This is a genomic window from Pyxidicoccus xibeiensis (assembly GCF_024198175.1).
Classification (GTDB): domain Bacteria; phylum Myxococcota; class Myxococcia; order Myxococcales; family Myxococcaceae; genus Myxococcus; species Myxococcus xibeiensis.
The window spans coordinates 826556-845339 of the sequence record NZ_JAJVKV010000005.1 but is presented as its reverse complement, the minus strand read 5'-3'; the positions used below and the strand labels follow the sequence as shown (position 1 = coordinate 845339).

The window sequence follows — 18784 nt, the reverse complement described above, 5'->3', positions numbered from 1 at the left end:
GGGGCCCACAGATTCGGCCATGCGGCTCAGAACACCCAGGGCCCCAGGCCCGTGGGGGCTCCGCCGCACGCGTCGCGCAGCCGCGCCAGCGCGTCCTCGTACGAGAGCGTGGCCGCGTCCTCCTTGAGCGACGGGGAAGCCCAGCTCCGCCAGGAGCGCAGCACCGCGACGTGGTGGCCGTCCTCCTCCTGGGCCTCGGAGAAGTGGACCAGGAGCCGCTCCTGCAGGGCCTGCCGGGCCTTGGTCCACGGCCCTTCCTTGTCGAGCCGGACGGCCTTGTCGCGCTCCACCCTGGACAGCAGCTCGCGGGCCTCGGTGGACAGGCCGGTCAGCGAGGCCCGGCGGCGCGCGGGCTCCATGGCGACGCGGTACACGGAGGGCCACAGCGTGGGGTCCACGAAGGCCACCTTGCCCTCCACGAGCCTCACCGCGAGCACCTCGGGCGAGGCCCGCAGCATGCGGCCGAGGCGGTACGCGAGCCGCCCCTTCGCGTGCTCACGCCAGCTCCCGGAGGGGCGCCCACCCAGGACCTTCTCCACGAGAGAGGCAGGCCCGTGCGTGGGCACCTCGGTGATGACGTGGTGCGTGTGAACCAACTCCACGGCGTCGTTCAGCGTCCGGATCAATCAAGCTCCTTCCGCCGGCACGGTGTGGATGCCGGCCCTGCTTGATGATGGACATGGCGGGCGCGGTCGGCGACGCGGGCGCTCCCCCGCCGGGCTGCCCTGGGGCCGTCCACCTCAGAACATGTGGTTGAAGTCCAGGTAGAAGCCGGACGTCCCGTCGCTGGGGCTGACGCCGTAGTCGGCGCGGACGATGAAGAGCTTCTCCCATCCGATGCGCAGCCCGCCTCCACCGGCGTACTGGGACGCGCCGCCGTCGCGGAAGTGCAGGTCGGACCACGCCTGCCCCGCGTCCAAGAAGGCCACCAGCGTGAAGTCCAGCTGCTGGTTCCACGGCCTCGCCGAGGCGAACCACCACCGCAGCTCGCCGTTGGCCAGCGCCTTCACCTCGCCCTGCAGCCGGTTCTTCAGGATGCCGCGCGCGGTGATGACGCCGCCGATGCCGCCCCAGCCGTCGCGCCAGTCCACGCCGCCGAACGAGCTGAGCTGGAAGAAGGGCACGTCTCCGCCCATCGCATCGCCCATGAGCCGCAGCGCCGCCACCAGCCGTTCACTCACCAGCGGGTGGTAGAAGCGCAGGTTGGCCGTCACGCCCCAGTACCGGAACGAGCTCCCCGTCGCCTCCAGCGCGCCTCGCGCCACCAGCTCGTGGAACATGCCGCGCACCGGCGCCGGCTCGTTGTCGCGCAGGTCCAGCAGCAGCCCCGCCGTCAGCTCCGCCGTGCGGAAGGTCTCCCTGCGCAGCTCCCCTTCGATGCCCGTGAGCAGCCCCGCCCGCGCGTCCTCCTCCAGCCGCGAGTCCCGGGACTGGCCCAGGTCGTCCGTGTCGTAGCGAGTGCTCACCCGCGTCAGCCGGAAGCGGTAGCCCACCGCCACCTGCCACGGGCCCTTGATGGAGCGCCGCGCGTTCAGCACCACGCTCGGGAAGGTGCGCTGCTCGTAGCTGTAGTAGCGCAGGCCCCGGAAGGCCGCGTTGTCCGGGCAGACGTCGGGGTTGGCCTCCAGCGCGTCCCGGTCGTCACACGTGGAGAAGTCCTCCTCGTACGTCGCCCCGCTCCCCTGCCCGTAGTACGGAGAGAAGCGGTCGTTGAGCAGGCTCAGGTCCACGCCCACGCGCCACGGTGAGGAGAGGAACCCCGGCGCGTCCAGCATGAGGCGGTGGATGGCCGTCCCGCCCGTCGTCTGGAAGAACTGGCCCACCACCGCGTGCCGGTAGGGCTGCTGCGTCCCATCTCCCGCGTCCACCAGCATCAGCCGCACGCCGAAGCCGAAGCCCTCGTCGCTGTTGAAGTTGAGCAGCGGCAGCCCCTGGACGCGCCACCCCGTGCGGGGCTTAGCCTCCTGAGACTCGGGAGGAGGCGGCGCCTCGGCACCGGGCGCCGGAGCGGCCTCCTCTTCCGGGACGCCCTGCGCCCGCGAGGGCGCACCATGGAACAACACCACCAGCGACACGGCCCACGTCATCCGAACGAGGTGCATGTGAATCTCCGAGGTGTCACGGACGCAGCAGCCACGATACCGCCAACCCCATCCACGTCCCCATCGCGAAGCCCATCAGCCCGGTGGTCATCCCGGAGACCATCAGCTCCCGGTTGCGCAGCGCGCGTGCAACGGGGCCGACGAAGGCCGGGCCGAAGATGGTGGACGCGGAGGTGATGAGGAAGGTGTCCGCGTCGATGCGGAACAGGGTGGCGAGCGCGAAGTGGAGCCCTACCGCCAGGAACTGCACGCAGGCACAGAACACGAAGACGAAGAGGCCCGCCTGCTGGAGCTGGCTCGCATCCGCCAGCGAGCCCACGGCCACGCAGAAGACGAGCAGCGCGTAGTCCCCCAGCGTGGAGCTGCCGGGCAGCGTGCGCACCGCCGGGATGAAGGACGCGGCCAGCGCCAGCGAGGTGATGAGCAGCAGCACCACCGTCACGTGCAGGCGGCCCAGCACCCACTGTGTCCCTCCGGCGGAGACACCCGCGATGGCGACGGCCAGCAGCAGCGACAGCCCCATGCCCCGGACCCACGCCCACCGGGGAATGACACCCTCCCCTGCCCCTCCCTCTGGCACCTCATCCCAGCTGGTGGGGTTCGGGAAGCGCGGGAGGAAGGCGAGCACCACCCGCTGCGCCACCGTCACCAGGAAGAGGAAGTACGCGGCGCCCACGACGATGTCCGCCGTGTTGAGGAGCACGAAGGTCTCCTGGCGCACCTCGAGCGCCAGCCCCACGGCGTTCATGTTGGCGGTGCCGCCCGTGTACACGCCGGCCAGCATTCCGGCCATCTTCCACCACTCGTCGGAGCGGTGCGCGAAGGCGAGCCCCACCAGCGCGCTGCTCACCATGGCCGCCGCGCACGCCAGCACGAAGGACAGCAGCGTGGAGCGCGCCAGCCGCATCCACCGGGGCACGTCCGTGGCGAAGAGGAGCAGCGGAATCGCCAGCGGCACGGCCGCCTCGCTCACCGACAGGCTCACGCGCGGTTGGAGCGCCAGCCCCGGCAGGTTGCCCAGGATGATGCCGGCGGCGTAGCACACCACCACCGGCCCCACCCAGGCGATGGGCTTGAGGTAGCGGGCGGCCAGGAGGATGAGCCCGGGAAGGCCCACCACGATGACGGCCTGGAGCGCAGGCGTCATTCGTAGATGGCGTCCATGAACTGGCGGATGAAGTCCGCGGCCTCACGGCGGTCGGGCATGGTGCCCAGCATGCCGTACATGGCCGCGCTGCCCTCCGGCGCAGGGGCCCCGCTGGCGAGGCTGGCGGCGCACTCGCGAAGGTCCGCGAGGAAGGGCTCCACCACCTTCGCGTGCGCGGGCGTCACCATCAGGTGCAGCGCGGGCGGCTGCATCTGCCGGTCCAGCTTCCAGCCCCGGGCCTCCATCGCATCCCCCAGCGCGTACACGTCCAGCGTGTCCGAGGAGAAGGCGAAGACACTCAGCCTGGGGGCGCCCAGCAGCTTCAGCCCGGGGATGGCGGTGATGCCCTCGCGCAGCGCCCGCGCCGTGTCGAGCACCGTGCCCGCCAGCTTCAGGTAGCCCTCCTCGCCCAGGTACTTGAGGATGGCCCACGCCGCGGCGATGGCGCCTCCGGGCCGAGTGCCCGCCATGGAGGGCGACGCGTAGATGCCGCCGCTCCAGTCCGCGTAGGTGAAGAACTGGTACCGGCGCAACTCGGGCGTGCGGTACAGGACCACCGACGCGCCCTTCGCCGCGTAGCCGTACTTGTGGAGGTCGGCGGAGAGGCTGGTGACACCCGGCACCGCGAAGTCGAAGTCCGGGACTTCGTGTCCGAGCCGCCGGGCGAACGGCAGCAGGAAGCCGCCCAGACACGCGTCCACGTGGAAGAGGACGCCCCGCTTCTTCGCCGCCGCGGCCAGCTCGGTGATGGGGTCCACCAGGCCCTGCGGGTAGGCGGGAGCGGAGCCCACCATGAGCACCGTGCGCGGGCCGATGGCGGCGCTCATGGCCTTCACGTCCGCGCGGAAGTCAGGGCCGACGGGGACGTTGACGGCCTTCACCCCGAAGTAGTGCGCGGCCTTCTGGAAGGCCGGGTGCACGGAGGCGGGCAGCACCATCTCCGGCTCGGTGATGCCCCGCTCCGCGCGGGCGAAGTCGCGGGCCGTCTTGACGGCCATGAGGATGGACTCGGTGCCACCGGACGTCATGGTGCCGGCGACACCCTCTCCGTGGAACAGCTCCGCGCTGATGGCGAGCACCTCGGACTCGAAGCGGCGCAGGCTGGGAAAGGCGAACGGGCTGAGGCCGTTCTCGGACATGAACTCCGTGTAGGCCTCGGCGAGCAGCCGGCGGATGTCCTCCCCCGCGTTGTAGACGAGGCTCCAGGTCCGGCCGTCCTGCCAGCGGGCATCCTCGGCCCTCATGTCCCGCATCTGCTTCAAGACATCCTGGTGACTCAGTCCCTGCGAGCTCAGACGAGGAGGATTCGACATCACGTCTCCGGTGGAGGTGCACGAGCGACACGTGATTAGAAGCGAGCCTGCGTATCGAAGTACACGCCTCTGAGCCACCGGGGTCCGGAGAAGGCCGTGCGAGCGTGAAGCATCCGCCAGTTGTCGTAGATGAGGAAGTCACCCGCCTCCAGCCGGAACCGGTACTGGTGGCGCTCGTCCCGCACCAGCTTCGCGAAGCGGTTGTAGGCGCGGTACCACGCCTCCATCTCGGCGAACGGTGCCCGGTGTGGCGCCAGCGTGAAGTAGCTGTAGCGGATGCGGAAGCCACCGGGCGCGTCGAAGTCCAGGAGGGGCGAGACGAGCACCCGCTCGAAGTCCTTCTGCTTGCGGTGGAAGGTCACCGGCATCGTGCGCAGCAGGTCGAAGGCCGGCCGGTCCAGGTCCGCCAGGTGACGCGCCGCCGCGAGCGCGTCCACCACGCTGCTGTCGCCTCCCACGTCCGCCGGCCGCTGGCTGTGCAGCAGTTGGTAGCGCGGAGGCCGCTCGAGGAAGGGCTGGTCCGTGTGGAGCTGGATGGCGCTGTCGGTGTACCCGAGCTGGTCCGTGTTCTTGTTCGTCGTGTTGTCGGTGCGCAGGTCCTCGATGCGCCCGAAGTGCGTCTCGATGACGGACAGCCGCTGCGCGGCGAAGACGTCGATGAGGGCCTCCGTGTCGAGCCCGAAGCCGCGCACCACGAGCGCCCCGTCCTCCTGGAGCCGGCGCACGGCGAGGGGCCCGAGCGGCGCCTCCAGGCGCGCGAAGTCCAGCGTGAGCGCGCTGGCGTCGGAGGGCGGAGGCGGCGCGGCAGCACGGTCGGCCGCGTAGGCATGCGTGAGGAGCCAGGCCGCGGCGTAGCGGCTCACCTGCCCGTCCGCGCGGTCACCCCAGTCGATGTCGACGGCGCTGCCGTCCTCCGACACCCGCGCGTCGCGGGGGCGGAGCTCGAAGGGCAGCTCCGAGGAGCAGACGATGCGCTCTCGCGTAAGGGGGTGCCGGTCCAGCTCGGAGTTGTGGCGCAGCCAGAACCAGTGGAAGTCCGCGTGCCGGGGGCCCGCCCCTTCGGTGAAGTACACACGCAGGAAGTCGTCATGCGGCTCGAGTCGGGCAACGGGCATGGAAACACTCCGGGAGCGAACGTCGCGGTGAGGGCCCGGGCACGGGAGGTGGCTCGCATGCGCGAGTCCGTCAGGTGCGGCCGGTTACGGAATGCGGGGGTGTGGCGGCTCGACTAACGACACTCGCCGCGGCAACAGCAGCCGCTGGCGGTCGTCAGGAATCCGTCGCACGAGGAGCGCATCGTGCAACCACGTTACTGGCCGCTCGCCTGCCCAGTCAATTCACGCCCCGGAAGGGGCTGCCCTGGTGTACCGGCCCTCCCGTATGCTGCGCCGGTGCACGCGTCGGGCCAGAAGATTGAGCGGTACGAGGAGGAGCTGCTCCTCGCGCTGGATGAAGGGCTGCTCTCCCACGAGGAGCTGGCCGCCCTGCGCGAGGAAGCCCTTCGCCTGGACCGCGGCCCCCTGCAGCTGTTGAAGGAGCGCGGCCGGCTCAGCGAGGACACCCTCGGGATGCTTCGCGAGGAGCTCTCACGAGAGCAGTCGACCCAGCCAGGCGTCCGGCCGGTCGAGGCGGCCACCCTGACGCCCACTCCTCCGGGCGTCACCGCAGCCCCCGCCGTGGCCGGAGAGCCTCCCTTCCCCGTGCCGGACTGGGACCGCTACCAGCCGGTGCGCTTCCTCGGCCAGGGCGGCATGGGGCTCGTGTTCCTCGCATACGACCCGCTGCTGCGCCGCAACGTGGCGCTCAAGTTCGTGCGCGACGGGGACGCGGAGCTGGCGCGCCGCATCCTCTCCGAGGCCCGCGCCCAGGCCCGGGTCCGGCACGAGCGCGTGTGCGAGGTGTACGAGGTCGGCGAGGTCCGGGGCCGCGGCTACATCGCCATGCGGTACGTGGACGGGCAGACACTGGGCCAGCTCGCGGACACGCTCACCCTGGAGCAGAAGGTGCTCGTCCTGCGCCAGGCCGCCGAGGGCGTCCACGCGGCCCACCGCGCCGGACTCATCCACCGCGACATCAAGCCCGGCAACATCCTGGTGGAGCGCACCGAGGACGGCGGCCTCGCGCCCTTCGTCATGGACTTCGGCCTGGCCCGCGAGGGACGCGACGAGGGTGTGGGACAGAGCGCGGTGCTGGGCACGCCGCACTACATGGCCCCCGAGCAGGCCCGTGGCGGGGCGGCTCGGCTGGACCGGCGGGTGGACGTCTACGCCCTGGGCGCGACGCTCTACTCCCTGCTCACCGGGCGGCCGCCCTTCGATGGCACCACCGCGCAGGAGGTCATCACCCGCCTGCAGACGGAGGAGCCGCGCCCGCTCCGCGCGCTGGACGCGAACATCCCCGAGGACCTGGAGGCCATCGTCCTCAAGTGCCTGGAGAAGGAGCGCCCCGCCCGCTACGACTCGGCGCGCGCGCTCGTGGAAGACCTCGAGCGGTTCCTCGAGGGTGAGCCGGTGCAGGCGCGCCGGGGCCTGGGCTACCGGCTGCGCAGGAAGGCCCGCAAGCACCGCGTGGCCCTGGCCGCCGCCGCCGCCGCGCTGACGGTGGTGACGCTGGCGGTGGGACAGGCCGTGCTCGCCCGGAGCGAAGTCCTGGAGCGCGAGCGCCTCGCGAGCCGCTTCACCGAGCGGGTGGAGCGCATCGAGTCGTCGGCGCGCTACTCCGCGCTGTCGCCGCTGCATGACACCCGAGACGACCGGAAGGCCCTGCGCGAGCGCATGGACGCGCTGGAGACCGAGGTGCACCAGGCGGGCACGCGGGCCATGGGGCCCGGCCAGTACGCCCTGGGCCGCGCGCTGCTCGCCCTCGACGACGCGCGGGGTGCTCGCGAGCGACTGGAGGCCGCCTGGAACCACGGCTACCGGGAGCCCCGGGTGGCCTGGGCGTTGGCGCTGGTGCTGGGCGACCTGTACCGCGAGCAGCTGCTGCTGGACGTGGAGCGCCGTGGCCCCGAGCAGCGCGAGGCCCGCCGCAAGGAGCTGGAGCAGCGCTACCGGGACCCGGCGCTCGCCTACCTCCGCCAGGCCGAGGGACCCGAGGTCCCCGCCCCGCCCCGCTACGTGAAGGCGCTCTTCGCCTTCTACGAGGGCAGGCACGAGGAGGCCCTGGCCCACCTGGACGCCATGGGCCGCGCACTGCCCTGGTTCTATGAGGCGCCCCTGCTCCGGGGCGACATCCTCCTGGCCCGTGCCACCCAGCGCTGGCCCCAGGGTGACACCGCCGGCTCGAAGGCAGACCTGGACGCGGCCCGGCAGGCGTATGCCACCGCCATCGCCACCGCCGACAGCCAGCCCGCGACACACTACGCGCTGGGGCGCCTGGAGCTCGCGGCGTTCGTCATGGAGCTGTACGGCGAGGGCAACGTGCTTCCGCACTACGAGCGCGGCCTGGAGTCACTGGCTCGCGCGCTCGCCGCCGCGCCGGACCATGCAGCTTCCCAGGTCGTCGTGTCCCGGCTGCACCGCCGGCTCGCGGAGCAGCGCGCCCTCAAGGGAGGCGCGGACGTGGAGGCCCTGCTCCAGAAGTCCATCGACGCCGCGCGGGCCGCCCAGGCGCACGCGACACCCGAGGCCCGCGTTCCGCTGGAGCTGGCCATCGCGTACCGGCAGTGGGCGCGACACCTCCAGGGGCTCGGGAAGGACCCGAGCGAGCAGCTCCGCCTGTCCATCGAGTCCTTCGAGCAGCTCCGCCCCGAGGAGCGGGACTATGCCTTCCACGCCAACCTCGGCGTGACGTACCAGGTGTGGGCCGACCACGAGGCCGCGCATGGAGAAGACCCGCTCGCCCACCAGGAGAAGGCCATCGAGGCCTATCGCGCCGCCATCGCCCTCCGGGAGAACCAGGCGGACGCGTGGATCAACCTGGGCAAGGCCCTGCGCAGCCGGGCCACGACGCCTCGCGCGCCGGACACGGCCGGCGACCTGGTCCGAGCACGGGAGGCGCTGGACAGGGCCCTGGCCCTCAACCCCCGGAACATCGCGGCCTGCTTCGAGGGCGCGTTCGTCTCCGAGCGGCTCGCGCAGTGGAAGCTCGACCACGGAGAGGACCCCGGACCGGACCAGGAGAAGGCCCTGGCCCTCCATCGGCAGGGACTGAGCATCAATCCGCGGCTCCCCCAGCTCCACAACGGCCTGGGCTCGGCGCTGCTCTGGCAGGCCGAGCAGCGCTGGGAGGAAGGTGCCGACCCCGAGCCGCTGTTCAACGCCGCCCAGCAGTCCTTCGAGCAGGCGCGCGCCGCGGCACCCCAGCAGGCCTTCGCCTACAACAACCTGGGCGAGGTGTGGGCCCTGCGCGCCGCGGTCCAGCTCGCGCGGCGGGAGGACCCGGGCCCGAGCGTCCGCGCCGCCATCGAGTCCTACCGGAAGGCGCTCGAGCTGCTCCCGGATGATGGGGACCTCTGGGCGAACCTCGGCCGGGTGCATGGCCTGAGAGCGACCTGGGTGCTGGAGCAGGGAGGAGACCCGAGCAGGGACCTGGCCCATGCGGAGGAGGCGCTGGCGCGCGCCAGCGAGCGCAACCCGCGACAGGGGAGCGCGTGGCGGCAGCTCGGTGAAGCGCGCGGCACGCGGGCTCGCTGGCGGGCCAGGAAGGACATGGCGCGAAACGAGGACTTCGAGGAGGCGGCGAAGTCCTTCCAGCAGGCCCTGGAGCTGGAGCCGCGCCGGCTCGAGTACCGGGTGGCCGCCGGGGACATGCAGCGTGAGTGGGCTGCATGGAAGCAGCGTCGCGGTGAGGACGCGACGCCGGTGCTGAAGCGGGGACTGGAGCTGGCCGAGCACGTGCTGGCCGCCCGGCCCCGCTGGGCGCGGGCCCGGCTGCTTCGCGCCAATGTGCTGCTGGCGCTCGCAGAGAGCCCCGCCCCCATCGAGCGACGTGAGGCGTGGCGGAAGCAGGCGCAAGCAGACGTGGAGCTGGCACTGAGCGCCAATCCCCATCTGCGTCCCGCCTGGAAGTCCGCGCCCGCGCGCTGAGCCCCGCCTACTTCGTCTTGTCCTTCGGCGGGTCCGTCGTCACGTCGATGGTGCCCCGCTTCGTCTCGTGGTTGCCGGGGCCCACGTGCTTGTCCTTGTCCTTCGACGAGCCGCCGGGAGTGGTCACCGTGAAGGGGTACTCGTCCCGAGGCGCGGTGCTGGACACCTCGAAGACGGAGTTGAGGGCCGACAGTGAGCTGCTGTTCACGTCCCACGGGCCCGACGAGGTGAAGCAGCTCGTATCGTCGAAGGAAATGTGGACGTCACCAATGATGCCCTCGATTCGGAACGTCACCGTGTCGCCCTGGCTGACGTCATGACCGTTGGGATAGCGAAGCTCCCGGTTGGGGAGAACCTCGATGACGATGTTCTTCACGTGACTGCGCTCCTGCCCCACTCGGGGGCGCTTGAAGTACGTTGCCTCCGCGAGGTTGCAGCCCCCGTACCAGCGGCGTCGCGCGCCCCTCTCCTCTGGAGCGACGGCAGTCTTGCGCGGCTGACGCTCCGGCGGACGCGTCAACGGCGCGTCAGCCCCCGGGCCTGACACGTCCACGCTCACGTGCCGCCGCCCAGGCCCAGCTCGCGGATGCGGCGTTGGAGCGCTCGCCGGGAGACCTCCAGCTTCTGCACCATCCGGTCCAGGTCACCCTGGCACTCGTGGAAGCAGCGGGTGATTTCCTCAGGGCTCAGGTCGCGCGCGGTGCGCAGCAGGGAGCTCTTGTCGATGAGCACGTAGACGGAGGGGCGCGGAATGCCCAGCCAGTCCGCGGTGGCCTTGAGGTCCCACGAGCAGGCACGCAGGGCCTCCAGCAGCTCCTGCTCACCCACTTCGGAGGGCTTGCGACGGACGGCCTTCGCCCCGGCGGCCTCGGGGGCCCGGGACGCCTCTTCCGGCGACAAGGCCCTTCCAGGCAGGGGCTGGGCCTCCGCGTCCAGCGTCTGCTCCAGCCGCGCGTCCACGCGCAGGCGGGGCAGGCCCCGGCTGCCGATGACGAGCTGCCGGGCCACGTTGCGCAGCTGGCGCACGTTGCCGGGCCACGCGTAGCGCACCAGGCGGACGGCCAGCGACGCGGGCAGCCACGGCTCGGCGCGGGCGTCCGCGCTCGTCAGCCGTGCGGACTCACCCGTCGCCTCCAGCTCCTGCCGGGCGAAGTGGAGGAACAGCGGGCCGATGTCCTCGCGGCGCTCGCGCAGCGGCGGCACCTGGATTTCGAAGCCAGCGAGCCGGTGCAGCAGCGGCGCCTTGAAGAGCTTCTCCTGGATGCGCGCCTCCAGGTCGGAGTCCGTAGCCGCGACCAACCGCACGTCGACGGGCACCGGCGAGTGGCCGCCCACGGGAATCACCTCGCCCGTCTCCAGCACGCGCAGGAGCGCCGCCTGGACCTCGGGCGGGGCCTCGCCCACCTCGTCCAGGAAGAGGGTGCCGCCGTGGGCAGCGCGGAAGAAGCCCTCGCGGTCTTTCGTGGCGCCGGTGAAGGCGCCCCGCTGTGCGCCGAAGAGCTCCGCCGCGACGAGCTCCTTGGCGAGCGCGCCCAGGTTGACGCTGACGAAGGGGCCGGCGCGGCGGGGGCCGCGGTCGTGGATGGCGCGGGCCACCAGCTCCTTGCCCGTGCCCGTCTCGCCGCGGATGAGCACGGGCACGTTGAGGTCGGCCACGCGCGAGATGTCGTCGCGCACCTGCTGGATGCGCTCGCCCTGCCCCACGAGGCCCAGGTCGTCCGGCCCGGGCTCGCGGGAGGACGCCGTCAGGTGGAGCAGCAGCACCACGCGCTCGGCGAGCACCAGCGGCACGCCCGCGGCCAGCTCCTCCTGCGAGAACTCGCGACCGCCGACGACGGGCTCCGCGCCGATGCGGACCTGGGTCGCGTCCTCCGGGACGATGAGCCGCAAGCCGCCTCGCGGTCCGGGCTCCAGCTGCACGGGGGTGCGGCTGAGGAACGGGTCCCCCAGGGGCAGGGCCAGCAGCCCGCCGGGGCGCGAGAAGTCCGGGGCATTGCGCGACAGGGACACGCCCCGGCCCGTGGCGGCGAGCACCTCCAGCACCAGGCGCTCGCCGACGCGCTGGAGCTGCGGATGGGACACGAGCGTCAGCACCGGCACGGTGTGCACGGCCGGCGCCTGTCGGGGCTGCGACAGGCCGGCGGTCGTCGACATGTCGGCGGAAATCTTCTGCTGCATGGCCCTTCTTCTGAGGTCTCGAGTCCTCCCGAGCCTACAACGTCCCTGCTCGGGGCATCACATCCACCGTCAGCGGCCTCCGTCTGAGAAGACGGGAGAAGCTCCAATGCCGCTGAAGAAATATGGAGTCCTGAAGGGCACGGCCATCGCAGTCCGCCTGGGCTCGGGCCCCAGTCCCCACTATCAGGTCCGCATCATCGACCGGGAGAAGGACTACCGGATTGCCATCAACGTCAGCTCGAAGCTGTCGCCGTCGGACCTGGAATATCTCGTCGACGAGCAGTTCCGGCATCCGCTCACCGCGGAGCTGGGACAGCTCCCGCTCGGCTTCACGCCGCTGCCGAGCGCTCCGGGCGGGAGCGCGCTCGACTTCATCCGCGGCAACCTGTTCGACCGCGAACGCATGACGCCCCTGCCCCCGAACATTCCCGGGCCGGACAATGACTTGAACGAGAAGCTCGACCACTACTTCCAGCGGGCGATGTCGGACGAGGAGGCTGTCGTCTATGCCTTCGGAGAGCCCTGGGGCCCGGAGCCCGCGAAGGACAAGTACTTCGGCTTCAGCCCCGGCGCGGGCATCCACGACATCCACATGAACCAGGGCAACCACGCCTCCTTCGCGGACCAGGACGGGACGTGGCAGGACGGCGGCGTGCTCATCCACTTCCCCTCGTCGCAGCAGTGGGTGGGCATCTTCCTCAAGTTCCAGTCGCAGACGTGGCACACCGATGACCGGACGGGCCATGCCATCGGCACCACCCCACCCGTTCCCGGTCCCGTGCCTGTTCCCGGCCCCGTCCCGCACGACGGCGTGGTGCGCATCGTCGCCGCGCTCGTCAACGACACGCGCACGCCCGAGCAGGAGACCATCACCCTGCTCAACACGTCACCCCAGCCGGTGTCCCTCGACGGGTGGGCGCTCGCGGACAAGCGGAAGAACAAGCAGCCCTTGAGCGGCGAGCTCGCACCGGGGGCCGCGCGCGTCACGCGGGTGGCGAAGCCCCTGGAGCTGTCGAATCAGGGCGGCCTCATCACCCTGCTCGACAGCCAGGGCTTGAAGGTGGACGGCGTCGCGTACGTGAAGGACCAGGTGCGACGCCCCGGCTGGACGCTCGTCTTCTAGACGCTCGAGCGGAACAGCCCCTTGCGCCGATGTGTTACTCAGGGTCCAGGCACCAGGCAGGCGATGGCCGCGGCGGGGTTCTCCCAGCGCGACTCCAGGCTCCAGCAGTGGTGGCCCTGGCGGCGTGAGAGCGGGTGGACGGTGTCGCAAGCAACGAAGGCGAAGTTCCTGGAGTCGGGTCCATTTCATCAGGACCTCAAGGCGCGGGTGGAGCAGTACCTGGGAGCGAGCGGGCGCTCCCCACGGGACCTCCCCCGCATGTATTTCAAGACGGTGGTCATCCTCGGCTGGTTCGCCGCGTCGTATGGCTGGCTCGTCTTCGGCGCCTCGGGCCCGCTCGGCGCGATTGTCGGGAGCGTGTCGCTCGGGCTCGCCGTCGCCGGCATCGGCTTCAGCGTCCAGCACGACGCCAACCACGGCAGCTACTCGTCCCGGCGGGGCATCAACCGGCTGCTCGGCTGGACTCTCGATGGTATCGGCGGCTCTTCGTACGTGTGGAACTGGAAGCACAACATCTTCCACCACAGCCACACCAACGTGGTCGGCCTCGACGAGGACATCGACATCCAGCCCCTGTGCCGGCTGGCGCCCGGCCAGCAGACCCATGCGGCCCACCGCTTCCAGCACGCGTACATCTGGGGGCTCTACGGGCTGCTGCCGACAAAGTGGTTCTTCATCGACGACTTCAAGGACCTCATCACCGGGCGCGTCGGGCAGCAGAAGATGCCGCGCCCCAGCGGACGGAAGCTGGCCGGGGCGCTCGCCGGGAAGCTCTTCTTCTACGGCTGGACGCTCGCCCTGCCGCTGTTCTTCCACCCCGTCTGGCAGGTGTTGCTCTGCTATGCGCTCGCCTCGTTCGTGCTCGGGGTGACACTGGCCACCGTCTTCCAGCTCGCGCACTGCGTGGAGGAGGCGGACTTCACCCAGGTGCCGGCCACCAGCCCCAGGTTCGCCAACGACTGGGCCGCGCATCAGGTAGGCTCCACGGTGGACTTCGCGCGGGGCAACCCGCTGGTGAGCTGGTACCTGGGCGGGCTGAACTTCCAGGTGGAGCACCACCTCTTCCCGCGCGTGTGTCACCTGCACTACCCGGCACTCTCTCGCATTGTCGAGGACACGTGTCGGGAGCACGGCGTACGCTACCGTTCGAACAAGAGCGTGGGCGCGGCATTGAAGAGCCACGTACGGTGGCTCAAGCGGATGGGGCAGCCTGCCATCGAGGGTGCGGTATGAGTGACGGGGCGGAGAAGGTTCGATACGGGCGGGCGCAGAAGTTCCGGCTGTCTCCCAAGGGCTCGGAGGCCGCGGCGGCCTATGCGGCCATGATTGAGGCCGCCAGGTCCGGCACCGGGCGCGCGCAGTTCGACGCGGCCCGGGCCACCTGGGGCGCGTCGCTGGGGCTCGCCTCCGACGACGGGCTGTACCTGGTGGAGTTCGGCGCGGGAGAGAGGACCATCGCCGAGGCGACGCGCAACCTCGACGGCTGCGGCACCACCGCCAAGGAGGTCAAGGACGCCGTCGAGCGGCTCCTGAAGTGCGGCATGCTGGAGCCCCTGCCCGCGGCCCCGCCTCCGCCCCCCGCGGCGCCGCGCCGCTACTGGTAGCCCGCGGCTACACCGCCGAGGCGGAGAGCCGCTGGGCCTGCGTCACCCCCGGCAGCGTGGGCGCCGGGTTGAGGGCCTGGACGAGCAGCGCGCGCAGCGCCTCGGCCAGGTCGTCGTTGACGCCCACCGCGCCCGCGGGCGCGCCCTGCAGGGACGCCGGCACCTCCGCGCCCACCACCACCACCGGCATGCGGACCTCCCAGGCCAGGTAGTGCGCCAGCCGCACCGCCGGCTCGGACACGTCCAGCAGCAGCGCGCCCACCGCGCCCGCGGTGAAGGGCCGCCACAGCGGCCGGGCCGCCTCCGCCGGGGGCAGCACGCAGAAGTCCAGGCGCAGCACCTCGCTGAGCACCAGCCGCCCCAGCGTGCCGAAGCCACTCTTGACGGCCGTGGGCTCCGCCGACAGCGCCTCCAGCCCCTGCACGCGCGCGAGCACCCGCCGCGCCGCGGAGGCGCCGCTGCCGCAGATGAAGACCTTCGCGGTGGCGACCTTCGCGGGCGCCCGCGTGCGGAGGATGCGGCCGCGCAGCGCGTGGACCTCGGCGGCGCCCAGCAGCTCGCTGGCGTTCGCGTCCGCGTTGTCCCCTTCGACGGCCCGGGCCACGCCCCGCTGCACCAGAGCGGACAGCACGCTCAGCACTTCCAGGTCCGTGGCCGGCGCCAGGTCCAGCACCTCGCCCAGCGCGCGCGGCTGGCGCAGCAGGTCCACCACCTGCGCCGTCACCGGGTGCTGGTCGTCCGACAGGTCCATGTCCGGCGCCAGCATCAGCCGCGTGTGCCGGGGCGGCAGGCCGGGCCACAGGCGCGTCACCTCGTCCGACTGCCGCATGCCCTCCAGCAGCGCGTCGTCCATGCCCCGGTTGATGCGCGGCCGCACGGAGTTCGTCCCCGGCGAGAAGGTGAACGTCCCTTCCGCCCACGCCAGCAGGCGGAACAGCGCCTTCTCCCCTTCCACGCGCCCCAGCTTCGCGTTCACCGGGCGCCCCTCCACGACGGAGATTTCGCCGCGGTCATTGCCGCGCTCCAGCGCCAGCCGCCCGCTGCGCCGGTTCATGCCCAACAGCTGCATCAGGTCCGGGATGCTGAGCTGGCTGAGCGAGCCTTCGATTTCCTGCTGCTCGCTCTTGAGGTCCTTGGCCGCCTCGCTGCGCCGGAAGATGTGCTCGATGCGGCTGAGCACCTCGTCCAGGTTGAAGGGCTTGCGCAGGTAGCCGTCGCGCAGGCCGCGCTGCCGGTCCGAGTCGAAGCTGGACGTCGTCAGCACCACCGGGATGTCTTCCGTGCGCGGGTTGGTGCGCAGAATCTGGATGAAGGTGCGCGCGTCCAGCAGCCGGCAGCCCTCGTCGAAGAGGGTGAGGTCGGGGTGGCGCAGCACAGCCACCTCCAGCGCGCGCGAGCCGTCCGGTGCGTAGTGCACCTGGTAGCCCTTGGTGCGCAGCGCCCGTGACAGCGAACGCACGGACTCGAGGTCGGGGTCGGCGATGAGGATCTTCCGGACCTGGGCCACGGGTGCTCCGCTTCGTGTCAGTAGGGCTGCAGGTCGTACTCGGCCTGCAGCTTGGAGATGAGCCCGTCCACCACCGCGGTGTCCGAGGTATGGAAGCCCCATGTCGCGCCGAGCCCGCGCCGCTGGATGAGCGCGTACGCGGCGTTCTCGGAGAGCCAGAGGATGAACTCGTGCCGCGTCACGCGGTCGTCGCCCTCCAGGAAGACGGGGGTGAGCGCGGGGTGCGACTCCAGGTCCACCCGGCGGCCCAGCAGGTAGATGCGCGACGCCATGTCCGGCGGCGCCGACTCCAGGCCCGCGGCGATGGGCAGGTCCGTGCGAATCTCCGGTCCGCCCACGTACAAGAGGCCGCGCGAGCCCGGGTCTCTCATCAGCTCGCGGGCAATCTCCGCCTGCAGCTCGTCGAAGAGCGCGTCGGACACCTTGCCGCGGCGGCTGGGCTCGGAGCGCTCGTCCACCGGGAGCTTGGGGCTGTTGGGCGTGCCCAGGAGCAGGTCCACTTCGTCCCAGAAGGGCAGCCCGTCCAGCATCAGCCGGCGCTGCAGGGACGCGCGGCGCTCGTCCATGCGGCGGCGGCAGCGGTGCACCAGCTCGTCGAAGTCCTCACCGTCCTTGGGGAAGGTGCTGGCCCCGCCCACCAGCGCCAGCGGCAGGCGCTGCTCCACGTCCTGCGCCTCCGGCTCGTCACGCACGGCGGCCACCGCGCGGCGCACGAACATCAGCGCGCCGAAGAAGTCCGTCTCCGGCAGGAGCAGGTAGAACTCCTGGTCGCTCGCCTTCGCGATGACGTCCGAGTCGCGGATGATCTTACTGAGCGCGCGGATGATGCCGCGCACCGCCTTCTTCGCGTCCGCCGCCCCCAGCCGCACCCGCACCAGCGGCAGGTTGTCGATGGAGAAGGTCAGCAGGGAGAAGGTCCGCCCGTAGCGGCGCGCCTTGTAGATTTCCTTGGAGGCGTAGTCGGTGAAGTAGCTGAGGTTGTACGCCGCCGTCTCGCGGTCTCTCAGGCCCAGCCGCTGGAGCGCGAGCATCTTCCGGCCGTTCTTCACGCCGATGGCGGAGAAGTCCGCCAGCACGCGGGCATCGCGAGCGTGCTCGGGCCGGAAGTCCCCGGCCAGCGGGTCCGACAGCTGGGCCAGGCCGACGATTTCCCCGGAGGACAGCAGCGGCACGTACATCACCGCGGAGCGCTCGTCGCGGGCGAACCAGGGCTGGCCCTCGCGCAGCCGGCCCGCGAGCGGCCCCTCCGGGTTCATCTTCTCCGCGAGGAACTGCTTGTCGAGCAGCCCGCGGTAGGCGCGCAGCACCAGGTCTCCCCGGTCGTCCATCACCCACAGCGCGGCGCTCTGCGCGTCACAGACGGCGGCCATCTCCGAGGGGATGCGCTCCTGCAGCCACTCCAGGTCCGGATGGGACAACAGCTCCAGGCAGCGCTGGTGCAGGTTGTGGAAGCGGGCGAACTCGAGATTCTCGTCGCGCAGCTGCGCGCGCTCACGGCGGAGGCTGGCGCGCTCCAGGGCGCGGTCCACCGCCAGCAGCATGTCGGCCTCGTCCACCGGCTTGGTGAGACAGTCCGCGGCGCCCGAGCGCAGCGCCATCTCCGAGCCGCGCACGTCGGTGCGCTGGCTGACGAGGATGACCTCCTGGTCCGGGTCCTTCTCGCGCAGGCGCGCGGTGAGGCTGAAGCCGTCCACGCCGGGCATCACCACGTCGGTGATGACCAGGTCGAAGGGCGTGCGGGACGCCTCTTCGAGCGCGAGCGTCGCGTTCTCCACGGCCACCACGCGGTGACCGTTGCGGGTGAGCATGTCGCTGGCGAGCTGACGGAAGAAACGGTCGTCGTCGACGACGAGGATGGGACCGGCCAAGGCGCGTTCTGACCCGGGTGCGAGGGGAGGAACGCGGGAGGTTACCGGGGCGGAGGAAGCGCGACAACGCCCTCGAAGACGAAGGCCACGGGGCCCCGCAGGCGGATGTCGGACAGGTCGCCGGGCACGCGGATGCGCAGGTCTCCGCCAGGCAGCGTGACTCGCAGCCAGGCGTCCTGGGGCAGCCGCTTCGCCAGCACCGCCGCCACCGCCGAGGCACAGGCCCCGGTGCCGCATGCCTGCGTCAGCCCACAGCCCCGCTCCCACACCACTACCGTGAGACCGTCGGATTCCACGCGGACGAACTCCACGTTGGTGCGGTCGGGGAAGGAGGGGTGGTGCTCCAGCTCGGGGCCCAGGCGGGCCGCGTCTTCGAGTGGCTGGTCCAGGAGGACGAGGTGCGGGTTGCCCATGCTCACCGCCGAGCCGCGCAGTTCGGGATGGTCCGGCAGGGGCGAGTCCAGGAAGGGCTTGCCGGTGGTGCCGGAGGGCAGGTTCGGAGCGACCAGGCGCGCGGGGCCCATGGAGATGTCCACGCCGATGACGCCGCCGTCGCCGTAGCCGGGGATGCAGGAGAGCACGCCGGCGCCGGTCTCCACGTCGATGCGCCCGGGGTTGTCGTCGGTGTGGTCCACCAGGTACTTCACCGCGCAGCGCAGGCCGTTGCCGCACATCTCCGCGATGCTGCCGTCGGCGTTGTGCACCACCATGCGGGCCACGCCACGCGTGGAGGGCAGGAGCGTCAGCACGCCGTCCGCGCCGATGCCCAGGCGCCGGTCACACAGCCACCGGGAGGTGGCGGCGTCGATGTCCACACCGGTACGGCGCCGGTCCAGCACGACGAAGTCGTTGCCCAGGCCGTGATACTTGAAGATGCGCTCGCGAGCGTCCACGGGCGCTATCCTAGCGGCGACC

General features: G+C 71.4%; 14 protein-coding genes. 4 read left to right on the top strand and 10 right to left on the bottom strand.

Annotated features, from left to right (window positions below):
• Window positions 1-26 precede the first annotated feature (26 nt).
• The 5 genes from LXT23_RS25950 to LXT23_RS25930 form a co-directional block, all read right to left on the bottom strand.
• Window positions 27-626 carry an RNA methyltransferase gene (locus tag LXT23_RS25950; protein WP_253982978.1) on the bottom strand — a complete coding sequence of 200 codons (600 nt, stop codon included), beginning with the start codon at window positions 624-626 and terminating at the stop codon, window positions 27-29.
• Window positions 627-740: 114 nt separating this feature from the next.
• On the bottom strand, window positions 741-2102 hold the full coding sequence (omp85, locus tag LXT23_RS25945) for an Omp85 family outer membrane protein (protein WP_253982977.1): 1362 nt from the start codon (window positions 2100-2102) through the stop codon (window positions 741-743).
• Window positions 2103-2118: 16 nt separating this feature from the next.
• A complete protein-coding gene (locus LXT23_RS25940; RefSeq protein WP_253982976.1) occupies window positions 2119-3249 on the bottom strand; it encodes a DUF819 family protein in 1131 nt (376 codons plus the stop codon).
• Window positions 3246-4562 (bottom strand): pyridoxal phosphate-dependent decarboxylase family protein, encoded by a 1317-nt coding sequence (locus LXT23_RS25935; RefSeq protein ID WP_256561130.1) that lies wholly within the window; start codon window positions 4560-4562, stop codon window positions 3246-3248. The genes LXT23_RS25940 and LXT23_RS25935 overlap by 4 nt, the downstream gene beginning before the upstream one ends.
• A gap of 35 nt (window positions 4563-4597) precedes the next feature.
• Window positions 4598-5677, bottom strand: a complete 1080-nt coding sequence (locus LXT23_RS25930) for a TauD/TfdA family dioxygenase (protein ID WP_253982974.1) — start codon at window positions 5675-5677, stop codon at window positions 4598-4600.
• 276 nt (window positions 5678-5953) lie between these two features.
• On the opposite strand from LXT23_RS25930, the gene LXT23_RS25925 reads away from it, so the two are divergent.
• Window positions 5954-9589 carry a protein kinase domain-containing protein gene (locus LXT23_RS25925; protein ID WP_253982973.1) on the top strand — a complete coding sequence of 1212 codons (3636 nt, stop codon included), beginning with the start codon at window positions 5954-5956 and terminating at the stop codon, window positions 9587-9589.
• A gap of 7 nt (window positions 9590-9596) precedes the next feature.
• On the opposite strand, the gene LXT23_RS25920 is transcribed toward LXT23_RS25925, so the two are convergent.
• Window positions 9597-9965 carry a hypothetical protein gene (locus tag LXT23_RS25920; RefSeq protein ID WP_253982972.1) on the bottom strand — a complete coding sequence of 123 codons (369 nt, stop codon included), beginning with the start codon at window positions 9963-9965 and terminating at the stop codon, window positions 9597-9599.
• Window positions 9966-10144: 179 nt separating this feature from the next.
• Window positions 10145-11767, bottom strand: coding sequence for a sigma 54-interacting transcriptional regulator (locus LXT23_RS25915; protein ID WP_253982971.1), 1623 nt, complete (start codon window positions 11765-11767; stop codon window positions 10145-10147).
• Window positions 11768-11873: 106 nt separating this feature from the next.
• Between LXT23_RS25915 and LXT23_RS25910 the strand changes: the two genes are divergently transcribed.
• The 3 genes from LXT23_RS25910 (at window position 11874) to LXT23_RS25900 (ending at window position 14494) form a co-directional block, all read left to right on the top strand.
• Window positions 11874-12890, top strand: coding sequence for a DUF2278 family protein (locus LXT23_RS25910; protein WP_253982970.1), 1017 nt, complete (start codon window positions 11874-11876; stop codon window positions 12888-12890).
• Between the two features lie 63 nt (window positions 12891-12953).
• A complete protein-coding gene (locus tag LXT23_RS25905) occupies window positions 12954-14123 on the top strand; it encodes a fatty acid desaturase family protein (protein WP_253982969.1) in 1170 nt (389 codons plus the stop codon).
• Window positions 14120-14494, top strand: coding sequence for a hypothetical protein (locus tag LXT23_RS25900; protein WP_253982968.1), 375 nt, complete (start codon window positions 14120-14122; stop codon window positions 14492-14494). Before LXT23_RS25905 ends, LXT23_RS25900 begins: the two co-directional genes overlap by 4 nt.
• Before the next feature lie 7 nt (window positions 14495-14501).
• On the opposite strand, the gene LXT23_RS25895 is transcribed toward LXT23_RS25900, so the two are convergent.
• From LXT23_RS25895 to dapF, 3 genes are read right to left on the bottom strand one after another with little or no spacing between them, the layout of a single operon-like run.
• Window positions 14502-16001: a DUF4388 domain-containing protein gene (locus tag LXT23_RS25895; protein WP_253982967.1), complete on the bottom strand. Its 1500-nt coding sequence runs from the start codon at window positions 15999-16001 to the stop codon at window positions 14502-14504.
• Between the two features lie 17 nt (window positions 16002-16018).
• The gene (locus tag LXT23_RS25890) at window positions 16019-17869 is read right to left on the bottom strand and encodes a GGDEF domain-containing response regulator (RefSeq protein WP_253982966.1); all 1851 of its coding nucleotides are present in this window, start codon (window positions 17867-17869) and stop codon (window positions 16019-16021) included.
• Between the two features lie 41 nt (window positions 17870-17910).
• Entirely contained in the window at window positions 17911-18762 is an 852-nt protein-coding gene (gene dapF, locus LXT23_RS25885) for a diaminopimelate epimerase (RefSeq protein ID WP_253982965.1), read from the bottom strand.
• Window positions 18763-18784: the final 22 nt, after the last annotated feature.

Coding starts and splice junctions, on each gene's coding strand:
- LXT23_RS25900 (WP_253982968.1), top strand. CDS start 14,120: ATGAGTGACGGGGCGGAGAAGGTTCGATACGGGCGGGCGCAGAAGTTC.
- omp85 (WP_253982977.1), bottom strand. CDS start 2,102: ATGCACCTCGTTCGGATGACGTGGGCCGTGTCGCTGGTGGTGTTGTTC.
- LXT23_RS25915 (WP_253982971.1), bottom strand. CDS start 11,767: ATGCAGCAGAAGATTTCCGCCGACATGTCGACGACCGCCGGCCTGTCG.
- LXT23_RS25905 (WP_253982969.1), top strand. CDS start 12,954: ATGGCCGCGGCGGGGTTCTCCCAGCGCGACTCCAGGCTCCAGCAGTGG.
- LXT23_RS25935 (WP_256561130.1), bottom strand. CDS start 4,562: ATGTCGAATCCTCCTCGTCTGAGCTCGCAGGGACTGAGTCACCAGGAT.
- LXT23_RS25930 (WP_253982974.1), bottom strand. CDS start 5,677: ATGCCCGTTGCCCGACTCGAGCCGCATGACGACTTCCTGCGTGTGTAC.
- LXT23_RS25940 (WP_253982976.1), bottom strand. CDS start 3,249: ATGACGCCTGCGCTCCAGGCCGTCATCGTGGTGGGCCTTCCCGGGCTC.
- LXT23_RS25910 (WP_253982970.1), top strand. CDS start 11,874: ATGCCGCTGAAGAAATATGGAGTCCTGAAGGGCACGGCCATCGCAGTC.